The sequence below is a fragment of the Blochmannia endosymbiont of Camponotus sp. genome (genome assembly GCF_023586085.1).
Classification (GTDB): domain Bacteria; phylum Pseudomonadota; class Gammaproteobacteria; order Enterobacterales; family Enterobacteriaceae; genus Blochmanniella.
In genome coordinates this window covers 47,422-70,607 of the sequence record NZ_CP097757.1, presented here as the reverse complement: position 1 = coordinate 70,607, position 23,186 = coordinate 47,422, and the positions used below count along the sequence as shown (strand labels likewise).

Annotated in this window: 17 protein-coding genes; 15 read left to right on the top strand and 2 right to left on the bottom strand. The window is 29.0% G+C overall.

The genetic code is table 11. The annotated features are described in order from the left end of the window. Positions 1 to 179: 179 nt before the first annotated feature. The 7 genes from lepA to glyA all read left to right on the top strand — a co-directional run bounded on the left by lepA (position 180) and on the right by glyA (position 7,943). Positions 180 to 1,988 (top strand): translation elongation factor 4, encoded by a 1,809-nt coding sequence (gene lepA / locus M9400_RS00280; protein ID WP_250232458.1) that lies wholly within the window; start codon positions 180 to 182, stop codon positions 1,986 to 1,988. Between the two features lie 15 nt (positions 1,989 to 2,003). Next, positions 2,004 to 3,002 (top strand): signal peptidase I, encoded by a 999-nt coding sequence (gene lepB / locus M9400_RS00275; protein ID WP_250232457.1) that lies wholly within the window; start codon positions 2,004 to 2,006, stop codon positions 3,000 to 3,002. A gap of 130 nt (positions 3,003 to 3,132) precedes the next feature. Continuing rightward, positions 3,133 to 3,813, top strand: coding sequence for a ribonuclease III (gene rnc, locus M9400_RS00270; RefSeq protein ID WP_250232456.1), 681 nt, complete (start codon positions 3,133 to 3,135; stop codon positions 3,811 to 3,813). Between the two features lie 635 nt (positions 3,814 to 4,448). Next, positions 4,449 to 5,183: a pyridoxine 5'-phosphate synthase gene (gene pdxJ, locus M9400_RS00265; protein WP_250232455.1), complete on the top strand. Its 735-nt coding sequence runs from the start codon at positions 4,449 to 4,451 to the stop codon at positions 5,181 to 5,183. Further along, complete coding sequence (acpS, locus tag M9400_RS00260) at positions 5,183 to 5,563, top strand: holo-ACP synthase (protein WP_250232725.1); 381 nt, start codon at positions 5,183 to 5,185, stop codon at positions 5,561 to 5,563. Before pdxJ ends, acpS begins: the two co-directional genes overlap by 1 nt. Before the next feature lie 239 nt (positions 5,564 to 5,802). Further along, a complete protein-coding gene (gene tadA / locus M9400_RS00255; RefSeq protein ID WP_250232454.1) occupies positions 5,803 to 6,288 on the top strand; it encodes a tRNA adenosine(34) deaminase TadA in 486 nt (161 codons plus the stop codon). Between the two features lie 413 nt (positions 6,289 to 6,701). Continuing rightward, positions 6,702 to 7,943, top strand: a complete 1,242-nt coding sequence (glyA, locus tag M9400_RS00250; protein ID WP_250232453.1) for a serine hydroxymethyltransferase — start codon at positions 6,702 to 6,704, stop codon at positions 7,941 to 7,943. 102 nt (positions 7,944 to 8,045) lie between these two features. On the opposite strand, the gene M9400_RS00245 is transcribed toward glyA, so the two are convergent. After that, entirely contained in the window at positions 8,046 to 8,852 is an 807-nt protein-coding gene (locus M9400_RS00245) for an inositol monophosphatase family protein (protein WP_250232452.1), read from the bottom strand. A gap of 770 nt (positions 8,853 to 9,622) precedes the next feature. Here M9400_RS00245 and M9400_RS00240 point away from each other — a divergent pair. The 6 genes from M9400_RS00240 to der all read left to right on the top strand — a co-directional run bounded on the left by M9400_RS00240 (position 9,623) and on the right by der (position 17,422). Further along, entirely contained in the window at positions 9,623 to 10,792 is a 1,170-nt protein-coding gene (locus tag M9400_RS00240; RefSeq protein ID WP_250232451.1) for an IscS subfamily cysteine desulfurase, read from the top strand. A 497-nt stretch (positions 10,793 to 11,289) separates the two neighbouring features. Further along, positions 11,290 to 11,700, top strand: coding sequence for a nucleoside-diphosphate kinase (gene ndk / locus M9400_RS00235; RefSeq protein ID WP_250232450.1), 411 nt, complete (start codon positions 11,290 to 11,292; stop codon positions 11,698 to 11,700). 253 nt (positions 11,701 to 11,953) lie between these two features. Further along, positions 11,954 to 13,048, top strand: a complete 1,095-nt coding sequence (gene rlmN / locus M9400_RS00230; RefSeq protein WP_250232449.1) for a dual-specificity RNA methyltransferase RlmN — start codon at positions 11,954 to 11,956, stop codon at positions 13,046 to 13,048. Between the two features lie 331 nt (positions 13,049 to 13,379). Further along, positions 13,380 to 14,510: a flavodoxin-dependent (E)-4-hydroxy-3-methylbut-2-enyl-diphosphate synthase gene (ispG, locus tag M9400_RS00225; protein ID WP_250232448.1), complete on the top strand. Its 1,131-nt coding sequence runs from the start codon at positions 13,380 to 13,382 to the stop codon at positions 14,508 to 14,510. Between the two features lie 14 nt (positions 14,511 to 14,524). Further along, positions 14,525 to 15,835, top strand: coding sequence for a histidine--tRNA ligase (gene hisS, locus M9400_RS00220; RefSeq protein ID WP_250232447.1), 1,311 nt, complete (start codon positions 14,525 to 14,527; stop codon positions 15,833 to 15,835). A gap of 165 nt (positions 15,836 to 16,000) precedes the next feature. After that, positions 16,001 to 17,422 (top strand): ribosome biogenesis GTPase Der, encoded by a 1,422-nt coding sequence (gene der, locus M9400_RS00215; RefSeq protein WP_250232446.1) that lies wholly within the window; start codon positions 16,001 to 16,003, stop codon positions 17,420 to 17,422. Positions 17,423 to 17,501: 79 nt separating this feature from the next. Here der and mqo read toward each other — a convergent pair whose 3' ends face one another. Beyond that, entirely contained in the window at positions 17,502 to 19,070 is a 1,569-nt protein-coding gene (gene mqo, locus M9400_RS00210; RefSeq protein WP_250232445.1) for a malate dehydrogenase (quinone), read from the bottom strand. 525 nt (positions 19,071 to 19,595) lie between these two features. On the opposite strand from mqo, the gene guaB reads away from it, so the two are divergent. Further along, positions 19,596 to 21,068 (top strand): IMP dehydrogenase, encoded by a 1,473-nt coding sequence (gene guaB / locus M9400_RS00205; protein WP_250232724.1) that lies wholly within the window; start codon positions 19,596 to 19,598, stop codon positions 21,066 to 21,068. Between the two features lie 100 nt (positions 21,069 to 21,168). Further along, positions 21,169 to 22,779, top strand: coding sequence for a glutamine-hydrolyzing GMP synthase (gene guaA, locus M9400_RS00200; protein WP_250232444.1), 1,611 nt, complete (start codon positions 21,169 to 21,171; stop codon positions 22,777 to 22,779). Positions 22,780 to 23,186 lie beyond the last annotated feature (407 nt).

Sequence of the window (23,186 nt, the reverse complement as noted above, 5' to 3'; positions counted from 1 at the left end):
TATAATACCATGAATAATACTATGTATGCAGATTACAAATCATTCTCTAATGTATTTCTAAAAAAATCATCGATCTGTTCTACAATTATTTCATATCTATTCAAAACATCTTATTGTACACTAACTAATTATAATTAGATATCAACTAAATTTAGTTTTACGTACAACTGATATTAATCATGATAAAATATATACGTAATTTTTCTATTATTGCACACATTGATCATGGAAAGTCAACATTATCTGATCGATTTATCCAAACTTGTGGAGGATTAAACGCACGTGAAATGACTCCTCAAGTATTAGATTCTATGGAATTAGAACGAGAACGTGGCATTACAATAAAATCACAAAATGTAACACTAAATTATACATCTAAACATGGCCAATCTTATCAATTAAATCTTATTGATACTCCAGGACATGTTGATTTTGCTTATGAAGTATCTCGATCTCTAGCAGCATGCGAAGGCGCTGTATTAGTAGTAGATGTTACGCAAGGAGTTGAAGCGCAAACCGTGGCTAATTATCAAATTGCTACAAAAATGAATTTAGAGGTCGTTATAGCATTAAATAAAATCGATTTATCAACAGCAGATCCTATCCGAGTATCTCAAGAAATTAAAAATATTATCGGCATCAATGCAGATAATGCAATACAATGCTCAGCTAAAACTGGCTATGGCATACCAGAATTACTAGAACGTTTAATTTGTGATATTCCACATCCTAAAGGAAATTCATATGCTCCCCTGCAAGCACTAATTATCGATTCTTGGTTTAATAAATATTTAGGTGTTGTATCATTAATATGTATTAAAAACGGAAAATTAAATAAAGGCGATATATTACAATCTATGAATACAGGCCAAAAATATACTGTTGATCAGATGGGTATTTTTACTCCAAAACAAGTAAGACGTGAAATATTAGATTGTGGAGAGGTGGGTTGGTTAGTTTGCTCCAACAAAAATATTATGCGCACTCCTGTAGGAGATACATTAACTCTGTCAACTCGTCCCGCAAACAATGTGTGCCATAGTTTTAAAAAACTGCAACCTTACGTTTATGCAGGATTATTTCCTGTGGGCCCTAAAAATCAAAAAATTTTTAATGATGCTCTATTTAAACTTAGTTTAAACGATGCTTCTTTATTTTATGAACCAGAAAGGTCAGAATTTTTAGGTTTGGGTTTTCGTTGTGGATTCCTTGGATTATTACACATGGAAATTATACAAGAAAGATTAAAACGTGAATATTCGCTTAATCTAATTGTTACAGCTCCAATGGTAATTTATGAAATATTAACTACTGACAATCAAATAATATACATAGATAGTCCATCAAAACTACTTGCCCTAACAAAAATTAAAGAAATACGTGAACCTATTGTTTTGTGTAATATATTACTTCCAAAAAAATATGTTGGAGAAATTATTTCCTTATGTACTAAAAAAAGAGGGGCTCAAATTTCCATGAAATATCATGATAATCAGATCATGATAACTTACGAATTACCTATGTCTGAAATAATATTAGATTTTTTTGATCAGATAAAATCAGCATCCCATGGATATGCCTCGTTTGAATATAAATTCAGTCACTTTCAAACATCAAGTATAGTATGTATAGAAATATTAATTAACAAACAACGTATTGACGCATTATCAGTAATCACTCATCAAAGAAAATCTATATATCGTGGACATATATTAGTGAAAAAATTACAAAAATTAATACCAAGACAACAATTTGACATTGTCATTCAAGCAACTATTGGTAAACGAATAATATCTCGCGATACTGTCAAGCAATTACGCAAAAATGTTTTAAAAAAATGTCATGGAGGTGATGTAACTCGAAAGAAAAAATTATTGTATAATCAAAAAGAAGGAAAAAAACGCATGAAAAAAATAGGTAACGTTAATGTACCGCATACTGTGTTTCTAGAAATTTTTGATGTCAATAACAATAAAAAAAATAACTAAAGGATTTTATTTAATATGATTAGCACATTTTCTTTGGTCTTGGTAATTATTACGGGAATATCAGGTATTTTCTGGGGAATAAAACAACTATATATAATAATATGTAATCATAATCAGCATAAAAAAATATTTCTTCAAAAATCAAATAATATTTATCAACAATCAAAAAATACTTATTCATTAATAATTTCATATTGTTCAAAAATTTCTGAATTTGTATCCTCACTTTTTCCAATATTATTATTAGTATTCATAATACGATCATTTATTTTTGAGCCATTCCGGATACCTTCTGGATCCATGATGCCAACTTTATTAATAGGAGATTTCATTTTAGTAAAAAAGTTTATATATGGTATCAAAAATCCCGTTACTCAAAAAACATTAATTAATACTGGACATCCAAAACGTGGAGACGTAATAGTATTTAAGTATCCTAAAAATCCTACGCTAAACTATATTAAACGAGTGATTGGAGAACCAGGAGACAAAATAATCTATAATATTATTACTAAGCAATTAACAATATATCCTAATTATATTAATCACATTAAGTATATACAACAACCATTACCAATTACTTACAATAATATTTCCCCCAGTAATTTTATTCAAATATTTAGCAGCGATGCAAATGGCAAGGTCAATTCTTCTTTTATCAAAATAAAATCACAGAAAAAAAATCCGCATGGTATTCGGTTAATCCAAACTACAGAATCATTCAATGGAATAGAACATAATATTTTAACAATGATACCACCTGGTGATCAAAATCTAACAAAAATGTATGACCAACATACGAAACACTTAGTATCTGAATGGTTAGTACCTACAGATGAGTATTTTGTAATGGGAGATAATAGAGATAACAGCGCAGATAGTCGTTACTGGGGATTTGTTCCTGAGCGTAATATAGTAGGAAAAGCAATAATAATTTGGATGAATATAAAAAAACGAGAAGAAGGAATATGGCCAATTAGTATACAAATGAATAGAATAGGCAAGATACAATGAGATTATATATTTCTAATATATATACAACTTAAATATTATTTCTAATAGAATGAAATAAAATAAATAAAAGTTAATTATGAAAATTTTTCACATTATATACACTACATGTAATATGTAACTTCTAAACATTATGTCAGTTGATGCGCTTCAAAAAAAACTTGGTTATATTTTTACTCAAAATAATTTATTATTACAAGCACTAACCCATAGAAGCTCTAGTAACCAACATAACGAAAGATTAGAGTTCTTAGGAGATGCTATATTAAATTATGTAATCACCAACGTATTGTATCATAAATTTCCTCATATTAGCGAAGGAGATATGAGTAGGATGCGGGCGAATTTAGTACGCGAAAATACCCTAGCAACACTAGCACGAGAATTCAACCTAGGAGAGTATTTACAATTAGGACAAGGTGAGCTAAAAACCGGTGGATATCACCGTGAATCTATTCTAGCTAACACAATAGAAGCAATAATAGGTAGTATATTTTTAGACAGTAATATCCAAACTATTGAAGTGTTAATTACTAATTGGTATCAGGTACGTTTAGATCAAATGAATCCTTGCGATAAACAAAAAGATCCAAAAACTCGTCTACAAGAATATATGCAGCATCGTCGTTTACCGCTACCTATATATTGGGTTAACCAAATAATTGGAGAGGCACATAATCAAATTTTTACCATAAATTGTCAAATTAATGAATTAAAACAACCAGTCATTGGATCCGGTTCTAGTCGACGTAGAGCTGAACAAGATGCAGCAGGAAAAACTCTAGAAATATTAAAATATAACGAAAATAAATGAACTAAATAAACTGCTCTAATATATTTAGATACCACAATAACTTAACACCAATAAATTTAATCAACTAAAAGTATATAGTTACTTAAAAAGAAATATATTATAGGTATTAAAAATATTTAATATAAATTATTACACATATAATCTTATCCTTTTCATTACACCACAATACATACGTCTATAATAACATAAAATACTATTTGAGTTACAAACCTATTAGAATTTAAATATTTTTATTGTGATAAAAATAAATTACTAACAATAACATTGTTATATATACAAACCACTTAATTCTTATCTTTAACAAGATTACATGCTTTATTCTTAACAAGAAATAATACCTTTCTAAATTACACAGTACTATAATATTTATAGTACCGTACTAATATTTTATACTAATAAATTTTAAAGATAATAAAAACATTATTACAAAATAAAATAATAAATCTTAAAGAATAGTTTAACTATCAATCATTCAACATAAAAATTTACAAATCTTGAAAAATAATAATTATTATATATTATATTGATTACCAAAAAAATCAATTTATAAACACATTATATTCTTTATCCAGTATGAACATTGTGATTCATACTGGATAAAGAATATAAATATTAAACTTAAGAGTGTATACATAATGTCTAATTTATTATTAGGAGTAAATATTGATCATATCGCAACACTGCGCAATACAAGAAATACCGTATATCCCGATCCTATACATGCTGCATTGATTGCAGAACAATCAGGAGCAGATAGTATTACTGTACATTTAAGGGAAGACCGTCGTCATATTACAGATCGCGATGTCAAAATATTACGCAAAACTATACAAACAGCTATGAACTTAGAAATAGCAGTAACAAATGAAATGATTAATATCGCGTGTATGTTAAAACCACATTATTGTTGTTTAGTGCCTGAAAGACGTCAAGAACTGACAACTGAAGGTGGGCTAGATATAATTAATAAATCAAATAAATTACAAGACATAATATTTAAGCTTATTGACTCTGGGATTAGAGTTTCACTATTTATCGATCCTGATGAACAGCAAATTGATGCTGCATATAACATAGGGGTATCTTGCATAGAAATACATACCGGTATGTATTCTGATGCAGTAGATCAAAAAACTAAAAATTTAGAATATAAACGTATAAAAAAAAGCGTACAATACGCTACAGATAACGGCTTAAAAGTCAATGCTGGACATGGTCTTGATTATCAAAATGTTCAACCTATTGCAAAATTACCAGAGATACAAGAATTAAATATAGGACATTCTATAATTAGCCGGTCAATATTCTGTGGATTATCTAAAGCCATTAAAGATATGAAAGAATTATTACAAAAATCAAGAAGAGGTTAATAGTGATTCACGGAATTGGAGTAGATATCGTCGATGTTATCAAAATAAAAAAAATAATAACACATAGCGGAGATAAATTAGCAAAGCGCATACTTAGTAAATCAGAATGGCAAATATATCAAAATAAAAAACATCCTGTACATTTCTTAGCAAAACGTTTTGCTGCAAAAGAAGCAGTAGCTAAGGCATTTGGAACTGGAATAAATCAAGGAGTAACATTTAATCAAATTGAAATATTTCACGATAAATTAGGAAAACCAATGTTGCATCTATTTTCATATGCAGCGCTATTAGCTAATAAATTATCATTAAAAAAAATGCATATTACCTTATCTGACACCAATTTATATGCATGTGCACTCGTAGTATTTGAACGGTAAACTAAATAACAATACACACAACCATACATATAGTAATCATCATTATATTGTTTATACTAATAAAATCTAATAATTTTAACTAAAAATTTTAATTAAATATAAATAAAATAGACATCAACAGTTTTTATAAAAAAATTATTTTTTATTTTATTTTAATAAAATATTAATGTTAAATACATATAACAAATTACTTCACAATTGCACAATCATAATATTCTTTTTATGCGTAAAGAAAGTCTATGTATGAAATAGAAGATTTAGATACCATATGGATGCGTCATGCTATTACATTAGCTGCCTATGCTGAAATAATTGGAGAAATATCAGTAGGGGCAGTTTTAATTCGAGACGGTCAACTTATAAGTTATGGCTGGAATTCTTCTATTATATATCATGATCCTAGCGCTCATGCAGAAATTATAGCATTACGCACAGGCGGGAAAGTTTTAGGTAATTATCGCTTATCAGGAACTACTCTTTATGTTACTTTAGAACCATGCATGATGTGTATTGGCGCGATAATTCACGCTCGCATTCATCGATTAGTTTGCGGCGCAAAAAACAAAAAATCTAGACGGATACCCTGGTTAAAAAATATACTCCATCACCCAATGGTTAATCATCATGTATCTTTAACCACTGGAATATTAGAAAAGGAATGCGCTTCACAATTAAATAAATTTTTTAAACGTCGACGCCACACTTCAACCCCATCATTAAAATAATGCAAAGAGTTGAAAACCTAACTGATCTATATAAACAAATATAATTTTTTAATTATTGCTTAATCATACATATTTTTATAGCAATAAATTCCTTTAATTCAATAATATATCATAACATAAAACTATACATTTAAAAAATAAAATAAACGTATAAGCATAATATGCTTATACAAATTTAAAATAAAATAAAAATAGTTTTTCATATCATAAACAACAAATATTTAATAATATAAATATATAAAATACTTAATACAAGTATTAACCAACATATCTATTTATAAAAATAAATTTAAGAATAATTTAATTTTGAAAATAATTAATAATTTGAAATTATTTATTTAATTAAAAATTTTTTAAAATACTATTTTATAGTATATTGTTACTATTTTAATGCAAGAATACAGGCGATTATTATGTCAATATATACAAATTATGATATTGAATTATGGGAAATAATGAAACAAGAAATCTCTCGACAAGAAGAACATATTGAATTAATTGCATCTGAAAATTATGTCAGCCCTCAAGTCATGAAAATACAAGGTTCCCAGCTTACCAATAAATATGCTGAAGGATATCCAGGTAAACGTTACTATGGCGGATGCGAATACGTTGATATGATTGAAAAATTGGGGATTAATCGTGCAAAAAAATTATTTTCCGCAGACTATGCAAATATACAACCACATTCTGGATCCCAAGCTAATTTTTCTGTTTACAACGCCTTATTACATCCTGGAGATACTATTTTAGGTATGCACCTAAACCATGGAGGACATTTAACACATGGTTCACCAGTAAACTTTTCAGGAAAATTATATAACGCTATATTTTATGGTGTTGATGAAACCGGGTGTATTAATTATGAAGAATTATATAATTTAGCTACAATACACAAACCAAAAATGATCGTAGGGGGATTTTCTGCATATTCCGGTATTATAAATTGGTCTAAAATGCGTCAAATTGCCGATACTATTCAAGCATATCTATTTATTGATATGGCCCATATTACAGGATTAGTTGCAGCAGGTATATATCCAAATCCACTACCACATGCACATGTAGTAACTGCTACTACTCATAAAACATTAGCAGGCCCTAGAGGTGGTTTAATTTTAGCTAGTGGGGGTGATCCAGAACTGTATAAAAAACTAGATGCCTCTGTTTTTCCCGGTTCACAAGGAGGTCCATTAATGCATGTTATTGCAGCTAAAGCAATTGCTTTAAAAGAAGCAATGGATCCATCTTTTAAGTTATATCAACAAAAAGTTGTCCATCATGCTAAAATAATGGTTAAAGAATTTTTACTACGCAAATTTGAAGTAATTTCTGGCATAACTCATAACCATCTTTTTTTATTAGATTTAAGAAACAAAAACATTACCGGAAAAGATGCTAGCATAGCCCTAGAACATGCCAACATTATTGTTAACAAAAACAGCATACCCAATGATTATAGAAATCCTTTCGTTACATCTGGCATACGTATCGGTACACCGGCAATAACCAGACGTGGTTTAAATGAACACGACGTCAAAAAATTATCTCACTGGATCTGCGATATACTAAACCATACCGATAACAATGAAATTATTTTGTCTATAAAAAATAAAGTCTCGCTTATTTGCTCTCAGTATCCTATATACAGTTAATGTTATAGAAATTGATTAAATAAAATCACCATAGATGATATTATTTTATATGATATACAAATCATTTTTGACACAAATAGACATTTTTTATTAATACCTGATTCAATCATCTATTCCAGATGATTGAATCATTGGCAAAATAGTCCGAATTATCTTTGTATTGCCCGCAATTATATTTCCAAATAATAAATCATTGTCACTCCCAGTAAAATCAACAATTAATCCTCCCGATTCACGAATCATTAAAGCACCACTAGCTAGTTTGTTGTTATTAATATTTTTTAAAAAAATAGCAACACATCCATCTACACGTCCAACTGCAACATAAGCTAAATCTAATATAGTTGCTCCAGTATACCGAAAATGTATGTATTTATTATTAAATTTATTTAAAAAATTAATAACCACATGTTGTTTTTCATAAACACAAGATATAGCAACAATAGCCCCGTTTAAATTCTTAGCGGTACCTACACGCATTCGATAACCATTAAGCTGGGCTCCTTTTCCACGACAAGCGCTAAACAACTCATTATGAATAGGATCATATATCACTCCTATCTCAATATGTTCTTTAAAAAAGACAGAAATAGATAAAGCAAAAAAAGGAAACTGCTTAATAAAATTAATATCATTATCTATAGATCCAATTATCCAACGAATATTCTCTTTGCAATATATATTATCACTAATGTTATAATCATGACATGTAGTCACAATAGTATGTAGTGGATAAAATCTTCGAATAATTGTCGCTATAATAGAATATGATTTTTCATTTATTTTACAAATCAAATCATTTATATAATTTGAACGTATACTGTTTTTATTGACAAACTCATATTGTTTAACAACAAAATCTCCCGCTTTTCTTATAGCTTGAATAGCGACATTCAGCATCGGATGCATAAATTATTCATCCAGTAATTCATCATAAATTAAAAATAAAGTATGATACACATCATACTACATCGCGTATTTATTGAACTATGTTTCTCAAACAGTACAAATGTTATATTAAATGTTCATTACACAATACATTTTAAATATATAATCATTAAAAATCTTTAAAATTTAAAAATAAGAATATTTATTTCATTTTAAATATGTAGTTATATATATCTTTAATTGTTATGTTGTTTAACTTAGCTAAAATTCAATCTTTCACGACAATATCCCAATAACAGCATATACATATAATATGTATATTGATATACAATCATTTATATTTTTTATCATTAAAACAAAACTTGTTGTTTTCACTAACAGTATTAGTTTTTAAACAATTAATTTTAATATTATTTAAAACAATAAATACTTTAATCATTTATTTTTTATCTAAATGTTTTTCTAAATATTTAGCGCAATATTTGTGATTTTTTATTAAAAATAGCATCTTTGAAATCAATTAATTCAAATTATTAATAGTATTGGCGCAATATGATACATATATCTAAATTAAGTCACTTACAAAATAAAAAATAAAAACAGGTTTTGTTGCTTTATATAGTAATGAATAATAATTTCATATAGAATAACGTTCTAACACAAAATACACGTCCAAACAAAAATGAATATATATTTGTAATATTTAACTAATCTAGTATATAGATAGCAATAATTGCTATAATTTTATTTTCTACATCAGAATAAATTTTTAATTTTTGGAGTATTGTTAGATGAAGCTGCCAATATATTTTGATTATGCTGCTACTACTCCAGTAGATCCAAGAGTAGTAGAAAAAATGACACAATATTTTACCCTAGACGGCATATTTGGTAACCCGTCTTCTCGTTCTCATTATTATGGATGGAAAGCTGAAGAAGCCGTAGATATAGCTCGTAAACAAATTGCTCGATTAATAGGAGCTGAATCAAATGAAATAATTTTTACTTCAGGAGCTACCGAATCAGTAAATTTAGCTATTAAAGGAATAGCTCAAGCTTATCATAAAAAAGGTAAACATATTATTACAAGTATGACAGAACATAAATCAGTCTTAGATACCTGCCAATATCTTGAAAATAAAGGATTTAAAATTACTCGCGTAATTCCACAACCCAATGGATTAATTAATTTTAATCAAATCAGTAATGCTCTACGTGATGATACAATCTTATTATCTATTATGCATGTGAATAACGAGATCGGGATCATTCAAGATATCACAAAAATTGGTAAATTATGTCGTCTAAACGACATAATATTTCATGTAGATGCAACACAAAGCGTCGGTAAATTACACATTGATTTATCTATATTACCGGTAGATTTAATGTCTTTCAATGGACATAAATTATACGGCCCAAAAGGTATTGGTGGCTTATATGTACGACGAGATAGGAATCCAAAAATTAATATTATCGCTCAAATGCATGGTGGAGGACATGAGTTCGGTATACGTTCCGGAACATTACCAGTGCATCAAATTGTCGGAATGGCCGAAGCGTATCGTTTAGCTAAAGAAACTATGACAACAGAAATGATTTATTTAAAAAAAATGAGAAACCGTTTATGGCAAGGGTTACAACAAATTGAAGGGGTGTTAATTAATGGTGATTTAGATCATAGTATAGGTACATTATTAAACATTAGTTTTAGTCATATCGACGGCGAAACACTCATGATAGCATTAAAAGATTTTGCATTATCCTCTGGTTCTGCTTGCGCCTCTGGTACTTTAAATCCATCACACGTATTACAAGCTTTAGGAAGAAATAATGAACTAGCATATAATTCAATTAGATTTTCTTTAGGACGATTTACTACTGAAGAAGAAATAGAATACGCTATTCATCACATTGTCGCTACTGTTGTAAAATTAAACGCAATGATAAACTTATTATAATTTTGTAATACTACAAAATAATCAATTTATTCTCAAACATACAATTATTGAAATAAGTAATATATCTATAAAAATTAGGAATGCTATTAGTACTGTTTACATATATAAATAACAAATAATTTTCAAACAACATCTTCCGTACTTTAAAGTTCTTATTTCTATGTATTTTATTAATTGTTTTAAATAACTAATTATAATTTAAATATTACTGTATATTATTATTTAATATAAACTAAAGACATCTCATAAATATTAGGCGTCAATAATAAATATTATTAATATAAATATCTTAGTTGTATAATTAGATTAGTAAAAAATTTTATGAAAACATTATACATTCTATAATATATCAAACCAATGTGCGTCTACTTTAAGATTTAATCTTTCATGTTATCATTAACTACATGGATTTTCTACCAATATACATTGATACTAAATTTTTTGTTTTGTATACTCATGTTGTATAACGTTAAAATAAAAATTGACAGGGGAATTTTATGTTTTTTAAAGAACATACGCTATCAATTATAAAACCTGATGCAGTTGCTAAAAAAATAATTGGATCTATAATTAGTAGATTTGAAACGTCTGGTCTTTCTGTCATAGAAGCTAAGGTGCTACAGCTGACATGTACACAAGCTTCCGAGTTTTATTGCGAACATCAAAAAAAATCCTTTTTTGAAAGTCTAATAAATTTTATGATTTCTGGGCCAATATTTGTACAAATACTAGCAGGTAATAATTCAATACAACGGAATAGAGAAATTATGGGAGCTACTAATCCAAAGCATGCGTTGGCAGGAACTATCAGATCTGATTATGGTTACGATTGCACCAAAAATGCTGTTCATGGATCAGATTCTAAGAAATCAGCTATACGCGAAATTTATTATTTCTTCAATACATAAAAATCCACACTTACAGATACCGTATTACTTATAATAAAAATTAAATAATTATAAAATTATTTACAGAACAATTTCAAATACTGAAATTTACTACTAATCATGATATCAACAAAAAATACAAATACACTTTTTAAAAATATAAAACCAATAAAATTATAATTTAATTAATCTTATGCCGATCCCATCCTAATTAAATATTAAATTAATAACCAATATAAATTTTTATAAAAATTAATCGTTAGAGATATATTTTATGTGTATTAAAAAAGTTAATTTACTGAATATGAACAAAGAAGAATTAATAATTTTTCTATCTAAATTAGATGAAAAACCTTTTCGTTCTCATCAAATAATGAAATGGATGTACCATGATTATTGTGATGATTTCAATCAAATGACAAATTTAAGTAAATCTCTAAAAGCAAAATTAAATAAAATAGCAGAAATTCGTGCGCCAATAATTACAAAAAAACAACTATCTTCAGATGGGACAATTAAATGGGCTATGAAAGTTGATCAACAACAAATAGAAACAGTTTATATTCCTGAAAATATGAGAACCACATTATGTATTTCATCGCAAATTGGGTGTCCTTTGAGATGTAGTTTTTGTGGAACAGCAAAGCAAGGATTTAACAGAAATCTACATGTATCTGAAATTATTGGCCAAATTTGGAGAATATCAAAACTCATTGCTCTAGATAAATACATTAAAATAAAAAATAGCCCCCCTATTACTAACATAGTATTTATGGGAATGGGCGAACCATTATTAAATATTGTTAATGTTGTATCAGCAATAAAAATTATGTTAGATAATTTTGGTTTTGGATTTTCAAAACGACATATTACTATCTCAACTGCTGGAGTTGTCCCAGGTATAATAAAACTAAAAGACATGATCGATATACCACTCGCTATATCTCTACATGCTCCAAATGATCTCATCAGAAATAAAATTATGCCGATTAACAAAAAGTATAATATTAATAGTATACTAGAAGCAACACGTAAGTATTTGAAAAAAACTAAAGCTAGTCATAGTCGAGTAACAATAGAATATATATTATTGAATCATGTTAACGATGAAATTTTACATGCCCACCAACTAGCAAAAAAACTTAAAGGTATTCCATGTAAAATTAATTTAATTCCATGGAATCCAATTCCTAACGTACAATACACATGCAGCTCACATGTGCGTATTCACGCTTTTCTTAAGGTCTTATTAAAACATAATATAGTAACTATTATAAGAAAAATAAGAGGCGCAGATATTAATGCTGCTTGTGGACAATTAACAGGGGAAGTAATCAACCGTATAAATTATAATATGATTCAGCATTAAACCAATACCATCTTATTTAAGAACTATTAAATAAGATGGTATTGGTTTAAAATTCCTCTAATCTAGATGATTCTTATTCTCACTATAAATAGAATACATATCATAAAATTTAATAAAAATAAATAATAATGATTTATTTTTCTATACCAACACAAATTAATAATATGATTTCTGTTTATAATCAAGTCTTTTAATATGGGAAAATCGATATACTGAACATAAATAGAATTATTTAATATATAAGTAATAACCAATAAATACATCAATAAATAATGATTATATCTATAAATATTATTTATTAGTTTTATAATATGAAAACATTGGAGAAATTATGAATAATATCGCGAACATTATTCGCCGAAAGTCTACACGTATTTATATTGGTAATATTCCTATTGGAGATGGAGCGCCTATTGCAGTACAATCTATGGTTAACACTCGTACTATAAATATAGTAGAAACAATTAAACAAATAAATGCCTTAAAAAAAGTAGGAGTGGATATTGTTAGAATATCAATACCTACTATGGATGCAGCTGAAGCCTTCAAAATAATTAAACAGCAAACAGTTGATATTCCATTAATAGCAGACATTCATTTTGATTATCGCATTGCACTAAAAGCAGCTGAATATGGAGCAGATTGTTTACGTATTAATCCTGGTAATATCGGAAATAATAAACGTATTCGATCTGTAGTACACTGCGCCCAAGATAAGAACATACCTATTCGCATTGGTATAAACTCTGGTTCTCTTGAACGCGATTTACAAAAAAAATATGACGGGAATCCGACAGAACATGTTTTATTAGAATCAGCAATGAGACACGTAGATATTTTAGACAAATTAAACTTCCACCAATTTAAAGTCAGCGTCAAATCTTCCGACGTACTAATAACAGTAGAAGCATACCGTATCTTAGCGTCTAAAATAGATCAACCATTGCACATAGGTCTTACTGAATCGGGAGCTTTACGCAATGGCACAGTAAAATCTGCAATAGCGTTAGGTTTCTTATTACATGAAGGAATTGGAGATACAATACGTATATCATTAGCCGCAGATCCTATAGAAGAAGTTAAAGTAGCATTTGATATCTTAAGAGCTTTAAAGATTCGTGCTCATGGCATTAATTTTATAGCTTGTCCAGGATGTGCCCGACAAGAATTTGATGTAATCAATGTAGTTAATGCTTTAGAACAAAAAGTAAGCGATATTACAACACCCATGGATGTATCTATTATTGGATGTGTAGTCAATGGACCGGGAGAAGCATTGAAATCAACAATTGGTGTCGCCGGAGCGCGTAACAAAAGTGGTATATATGAAGATGGTATACGACAACAAAAAAAATGTGATAATATGTCAATCGTTGAAGAATTAGAACAACGTATTAGAACCAAATCTGAATCAATAAATAAAAATAATCTAGCTACTATATCAAGCGCAATAAATAAATAATCAAAGATTAATACATGATTAAATATAATACAAAGATCCAATCTATTCGTGGCATGCATGATTGTTTGCCACAAGACATAACTATATGGCAACACGTAGAAAATACATTTACAACCATACTAAATAGTTATGGATATAAGGAAATCAGATTTCCTATTGTTGAGGATACAAACTTATTCAAACGCTCAATTGGAGCAATGACAGATGTAATAGAAAAAGAAATGTATAGTTTTAATGATCGTAATAATAAGAGCTTAACATTGCGCCCAGAAGGAACATCTGGATGCGTTCGAGCAGGTATCAAGCACGGACTTTTTTATAAACAAGAACAACGTCTATGGTATCTTGGTCCAATGTTTCGTTATGAACGTCCTCAAAAAGGACGTTATAGACAATTTCATCAATTTAGTGCCGAAGCTTTTGGACAAATAGGACCCGACATAGATGTTGAATTAATTTTAATTACTGCTCGTTGCTGGAAACAATTAGGAATTAGCCATCATTTATCGTTAGAATTAAATTCAATTGGTTCATTATCATCTAGATCAAATTATCGAAAAAAATTAATAACCTTTTTAGAAAAACACTCAAAAAATTTAGATCATAATTCGCTACGTCGTTTATATTCTAATCCCATGCGAATATTAGATACAAAAAATAGTAACACCAAAGAATTATTACTTCATGCACCCGTATTAAGTGATTATTTAGATAATGATTCGCATGCTCATTTTTCTGAATTGTGCCAATTATTAGATCTATTAGAAATACCATATACAATTAATCCATATTTGGTACGCGGCTTAGATTACTATAATAAAACAGTTTTTGAATGGGTCACCGATAGCTTAGGGGTAAGAAAAACTATCTGTGCTGGTGGCCGTTATGATGCATTAGTTCAGGAATTAGGAGGAGATTCAGTCCCTGCTGTAGGATTTTCCATAGGATTAGAACGTGTAATTTTGTTGATACGAGAAATTAATAATAATGATTTTTTAAATAAAAATAACACACACAGTGATATTGACGTGTATTTAATTAGCTTAGGAAATAATGCTAAAAAATATTCAATATTACTATCTGAACATATTCACTCAATATTGCCATCTATACGATTAATGTTACACCATGGAAAAAATAATATAAAAAAACAACTTCATGCCGCTAACAAACATAACACACGAACCATATTAATCATAAATGAAAAAAATTATCTTACAAAAACAGTTATACTAAAAAATTTGCAATTAGGCACTCAAGAAACATTACAACACGATAAAGTTATTGAAAAATTAAAAAATATACTATTTATAAATCAAACTTAAGTTATTAACACCATATCATAACCATTTACTAAACTAGTATGAATCATACTCTATAATCATACTGTAATATTATATATAATTATTCAAAAAATTAATTAAATTTTAATTATGTAGCCTAATACTGATATCAGTATTTATAGATACATATATTTTATGGATTAAAAAATGTTCCCCATTATTACATTAATTGGACAAAAAAATGTAGGAAAATCTACTCTATTTAATAGATTAACACATACACATGATGCTTTAATTTCTAATTATCCAGGATTAACTCGAGACCGACAATATGGTTACTTTCAATGTAAGCAATTTAAATCTATTCTAATAGACACTGGAGGCGTTGACGGATTACATTATAATATAAAAACAGAAAATATTCAAAATTATATAACTCATCAAACAATTTCAGCGATAAAAGAAGCTGATATTGTACTATTCCTTATGGATAGACAATCTATAGGAACATCCGTAAATTACGATATCATCAATTTTTTAAAAAAATTAAAAAAACCTATATTCATTGTTATTAATAAAATTGATGATATTCCATATCATACAAATAATATTGTATGGGATTACTATTCTTTCGACATAAAAAATATTATCTTTATTTCTGCAATTCACGGAAACGGAATTAATAATTTATTAAAAAATATATCTCTACTAATTTCAAAAAACTATAAAAATAATACACCTAAAACTAATTTAAATGAAACTATCCATACAAACTGCGTAAATTCATCATCATATGACAATAAAAAAAATAATCTTACTAGCACCACATTAGCTGTTATAGGACGACCTAATTCCGGAAAATCTACTTTTATTAATTATATTTTAGGAAAAAACCGCATGATTACCTGTAATACACCAGGAACTACTCGAAATTGCATTCATATACCCATTATATACAATAAACAAAAATATACACTAATTGACACAGCAGGAGTACGAAAAAGAAAAAAAATAGACAACGTAGCAGAAAAAATTTCTATTTCTAAAACACACCAAATTATCAAAACTGCACACATCTTATTATTTATGGGCGACGTAGATCTGGGGATATCTGATCAAGATTTATACTTATTGCGATTTATTGTAAATAATGGTAAAGCATTAATAATTATTTTTAATAAATGGGATAAAATATCCCCAGATCTACGTCAGAAAACCAAAAAAAACCTATGCGAAAAAATAAATTTTATTAATTTTGCCAAAATACACTTTATTTCAGCATTGCACGGAAACGGTATTAAAAAATTATTTCAATCAATTAAAAAAACACATCTACATTCATCATCTTTTACAAAAACTATTAGTACAACACGTTTAATTAATATTCTATATGAAGCTGTTTCTAAATCTCCTCCCCCACTTCTATATGGCAAAAAAATCAAACCCAAATATGTGCACGTTGGCAAAGACAACCCATTAACTTTAATAATTCATGGAAATCACGTTAGTAAATTGCCTAATAGCTACAAAAGATATTTAAAAAAATACTTCTATCACACATTAGATATTACAGGTATTTTATTGAACATACAATTTAAAGATACTGTTAATCCATTTATCAACAAATAAAAATAATATTTTTAAAATACACAAACCTGCATATAATCTAGAATTCCTGCTGATATTCTGCTCAAAAACATTGTAACTACTAACAACACCCCATATTTGTGTTATTTTTCGCCTCCATATAATTTAATTCCAAAACATTACAAGTATACCGTCTAATTTTATTTAACAAAATAACATTACCATCTAATTTGCTAGTATATGATGGTATCATATCTATAATTTTATTTTTCCAAGAATCACTATCAATTTTTTTATTAAACATCGTACTTAGAAGTTCTAATATTATCGAAACTACAGTAGATGCTCCCGGAGATGCACCAAGAAGTGCTGACAAAGTTCCATCATTAGAACTAACCACCTCTGTTCCAAATTGCAACACACCTCTTTTTTCATTATTCCTTTTAATAATTTGAACACGTTGTCCTGCTTTAACTAAGGTCCAATCTGATGGATTAACTGTCGGATAATATTCTCTAAGCGCATCAATACGTTGCATATCCGACATAATTAATTGACCAATTAAATATCTCAACAAACCAAAATTATCTATCCCAACCTGAAATATTGGAAGCAAATTATACCTATTTAAAGAATAAAACAAATCTAACCATGACCCATATTTCAAAAATTTACTACTAAAAGTAGCAAACGGTCCAAATAATAAAACCTTATTACCATTCAATATCCTGGTATCTATATGAGGTACCGACATTGGAGGAGTATTAACAGGTGCTTTTCCATATACCTTCGCTAAATGTTGTTCAACTATTCTCTTATTTTTTGTAACTAAAAATTGACCACCCACTGGAAATCCAGCATACCCCTTAACTTCCGGCACGCCAGAATTTTGCAAAAGACTAATTGACTTGCCCCCAGCCCCTATAAACACATAATTTGAACGAATACACTTTTTTTGACTATACTGTCGATCAATTATATGTACATCCCAAGTTTTATCAAAATTATGTCTTATACGATAAACATCGTGTTGTAAATATAATTTAAAATTTAAACTTTTTTTCAACTCACTCAATAACTGCTGAGTAAGCGCTCCAAAATTAATATCTGTACCCATTTCCATACGAGTTACCGCTATTTTTTGAGATACATTACGTCCATTAATAATAAGAGGAACCCACTTATGAATTTGCTGAAAATCCTCGGAATAAACCATACCACTAAACAAAATACTATTTTGCAATGCTTTAAAACGTTTTTTTAAAAAAGAAACGTTTTCTTCTCCCCAAACAAAACTCATATGTGGCACATTATTAATAAAAGAACTTGGATTATTAAGAACCTTTGTTTCTACTAAATATGCCCAAAACTGACGCGACATTTCAAAAGCTTCATTAACAGCAACAGCTTTTGAAATGTCGACAGAGGAATCCTTATAATTATACTGTGTATAATTAAGCTCACAAAACGCCGCATGCCCAGTCCCAGCATTATTCCATACATTAGAACTTTCTCGTGCTGCCTCATTAAGACGTTCATACATATGAATTTTCCAAGTTGGTTCAAGAATTGTCAAAAACATAGCAAATGTAGCGCTCATAATACCAGCGCCAACTAAAACTACATCCACGGAAGATTCAATTTTAACCAAATGATGTTGTTTATTATCCACAACTACAATATTACTCATTTTGTATCACTCAATAGCATTACCTTACCTGAACAACACCATAACCAACATACTTACCAAATATACTTGTAATACAACTAAAAATCAGGAATAACATACACATCCAAAAAACATCACTTCAACATACCACATCTCAGTATTTAATTATATATTTAATCTTTAAGTACAAAACTAATCAACATTAATTCAAATTTAAAACCACCAAACACAACATATATCCCATTAAACCAAAAACTATTACCAACCAACAAATCTACAAACATAAACATTTTATACAAAAGCTTCCATTACAACAATACCCACACAAAAATATACATATAATTTTTATAAAATTTAAAATTATTAATTTTAAACAACTCATACATTAAAACTTGATCAATTACATAATTCATGATAGAATCAAGTCCGCTGGGGTATAAGACATAACCTCAATATTGAGGTTATGTTTGTTGTAGGGTAGGTTAGTTTATAGTTATTAGGTTGTTACGGTATGTAAATATTTGAAGATAAGTGTAGATTAGTGTGATATTTTCTTTTGAAAAAGAAGCCTTGACTTTTGATGATGTGCTCATTGTGCCGTCTTATTCTAAGGTACTTCCTGCAGAGGCTGTTCTGGATAGTTTAGTAACTAATTCTATTTCCTTAAATATTCCTATTGTGTCTTCGGCTATGGATACAGTGACAGAATCAGGTTTAGCTATTGCTTTAGCGCAAGAAGGTGGTGTAGGTTTTATTCATAAAAATATGTCTTTGGAGCAGCAAATTAGTGAAGTACATCGTGTTAAGCGTTATGAAAGCGGAATAGTAGCTAATCCGCAATGTGTTGCTCCTGATACAACTTTGTTACGAGTGAAAGAATTAACTTCTCGTAATGGGTTTGCCGGTTATCCTGTTGTGGTAGGTACGAATGAACTGGTAGGGATAATTACAAGTCGTGATGTTAGGTTTGTAAGTGATTTATCAAGTTGTGTTTCTTCTGTTATGACTCCTAAGGAGCGTTTAGTTACAGTATTAGAAAAAGAAAACCGGAAAATAGTTTTAAGAAAAATGCATGATAAGAGAGTAGAAAAGATTTTATTAATTGATTCTTTGTTTCATCTTAAAGGTATGATTACTGCGAAAGATTTTGAAAAAGCGGAACGAAAGCCATATGCATGTAAGGACGATTATGGACGATTACGTGTTGGTGCTGCTGTTGGAGTGGGGAGTGACTGCATAGAACGTGTTGCAGGGCTAGTTAATGCTGGTTTAGATGTATTGTTAGTTGATTCTTCACATGGACATTCAGATGGGGTTTTAAAATGTATAGAGACGGTTTGTAAATTATATCCTAATTTACCTGTTGTGGGGGGTAATGTTGTTACTAAAGATGGTGCTTTGGCATTAGTAAAATCTGGTGTTAGTGCTGTGAAAGTTGGTGTTGGACCTGGTTCTATTTGCACAACTCGTATTGTTACTGGTGTAGGAATTCCTCAAATTACAGCTATTTCTAATGTAGCAGAAGCGTTAAAAGATACAGATATTCCAATTATTGCAGATGGAGGTATTAGATTTTCTGGAGATATTGCTAAAGCAATAGCTGCAGGTGCGCATTGCGTCATGATTGGTTCGTTACTGGCAGGAACAGAAGAATCGCCAGGAGATATAGAATTTTATCAGGGTAGATCTTTTAAAACTTACCGTGGAATGGGTTCTTTAGGAGCTATGCATAAGGGCTCTGCTGATCGTTATTTTCAACAACAGGATAACGCTGTTGCTGCTTGTAAATTGGTGCCGGAAGGTATAGAAGGGCGTGTTCCTTATAAAGGTAAATTAGAAACTATTGTACATCAATTGATGGGGGGATTACGATCTTGTATGGGTTTGACAGGTTGTATGACTATTCATGATTTAAGAACACAGGCTAAATTTGTTCGTGTGAGTCCTTCTGGTATGCAGGAAAGTCATGTACATGATGTAATTATAACGAAAGAATCTCCTAATTATCGTTTAACATGACTATTTGTCTATGTATTATGTGTATAATAGATAGTTGTGGTATTTATTTAGTTTAAAATGTATTATTAATATATCATTAAATATTTTGGTTAGGTAATAAATGGTTATTTTGAATAATAGAATAAACCATAATATAAAATGTAGTGATCATCGTATTTTAGTGGTAGATTTTGGATCTCAGTATACTCAATTATTGTTACGAAGAATCCGTGAGTTGGGTGTGTATTCTGAATTTTTTTCCTGGGATGTTAGTGAATCGCAAATATATTCATTTAATCCTAGTGGTATTATTCTTTCGGGAGGTCCTCATAGCGTTATTGATCTTAATTTTCCATCTATTCCTGAATTTGTATTTCAATTGGGTATACCTATATTTGGAATTTGTTACGGTATGCAGATTATGTCGCAGCAGTTGGGTGGGAAGGTGCAACATTTAACAACTCAGCGCGAGTTTGGTTGTACTAAAATAACCCTTATTACTGAAAGTATTCTTACAAATGACATATATGATTATGTTGATGATATTACAGGTCACTCGGTATTGGATGTATGGATGAGTCATGGAGATATAGTGACCACTGTTCCCCCAAATTTTACTGTTATTGGTATTAATAAATATCAGCAAGTTGCTGTTATGGCTAATGAGGATCAGCGTTTATATGGTGTGCAATTTCATCCGGAAGTAACTCATACTAAAAAAGGTAAAAATATCTTAGAACGTTTTATTATGTGTATTTGTTCATGTAAATCTTCATGGAAGATAACTAATATTATTGATAATATTATTATGGATATTCGTGTGAAGGTGGGTAATGATAAAGTAGTACTTGGATTTTCAGGTGGAATTGATTCTTTTGTTACAGCTTTGTTGTTGCAACGTGCAATAGGTAATCAGTTCATTTGTATTTTTATTGATAATGGGTTATTATTACATCGTGAATTTGATCGAATTAAGAATTTTTGTGATAAAAATTATAATTTAGATATTATTTATGTATCAAAAGAACAGCTATTTTTAGATGCTTTAATTGGAGTTATTGACCCAGAGGAAAAAAGAAAAATAATTGGCAGGATTTTTACAGAAGTTTTTGAAGAACAAATTCGTAATTTAGTGCCTATACAATGGTTAGTTCAAGGTACTATATATTCGGATGTTATTGAATCTGGTATGTCTTTATCTTCTTTCAAAAATGTGATTAAGTCGCATCATAATGTAGGTTGTTTTTCAGGAATTATGAATGTTAAGTTACTAGAACCCATAAGAAATTTATTTAAAGATGAGGTTCGTAGTATTGGGTTAGAATTGGGGTTACCTCATAGTATAGTGTATCGCTATCCGTTTCCAGGCCCTGGTTTGGCTATTAGAATCTTAGGGGAAGTAAAAAGAGAATATTGCGATATCTTACGTAAGGTAGATTTTATTTTTATTGAGGAACTTAAGCGTGATAATTTATATTATAAGATTAGTCAGGCTTTTGCAGTTTTTTTACCGATACATTCAGTGGGGGTACAAGGGGACCAGCGTAAGTATGAATCGGTAGTTTCTTTACGTGCAGTAGAGACCACCGATTTTATGACGGCACGTTGGGTTTATTTATCTTATGGTTTTTTAAATAAAGTGTCTAATCGTATTGTTAATGAGGTTGAGGGGATATCTCGTGTAGTATATGATGTTTCTTCTAAACCTCCGGCTACTATTGAATGGGAATAAATATGTTGTTATATTATTTAAGTTTAGAAATTTTTAATAATTTTTGTTGGTTTATACAATCTTTGGTTGAATAATTTTAGATGTTCAATGTACTTATAATGATTAAAAATATTGTATAGTTCTGTCTATTTATCGTTGATTAAAAATTAGTAAAGAATTCAGATTTTTATAGTTTATTTTTATAAAATGTGTTGTGTAATGTATATATCTAAAAATTGTTTATTAATGTGAATTTGTAGTATAGTAGTATTATTTTATGAGAAAGTTTATTTTCTAGTAATAAAGGTGTGTATGTTTAAAAAAGTATGTGTGTATTGTTTTATGTAATAAAATAGATGGGATTTTGTTATAAGAGTAATTTTATGTGTGGGTTTCATTTTAATTTTTAAAAATGTTTTGTATTTAAT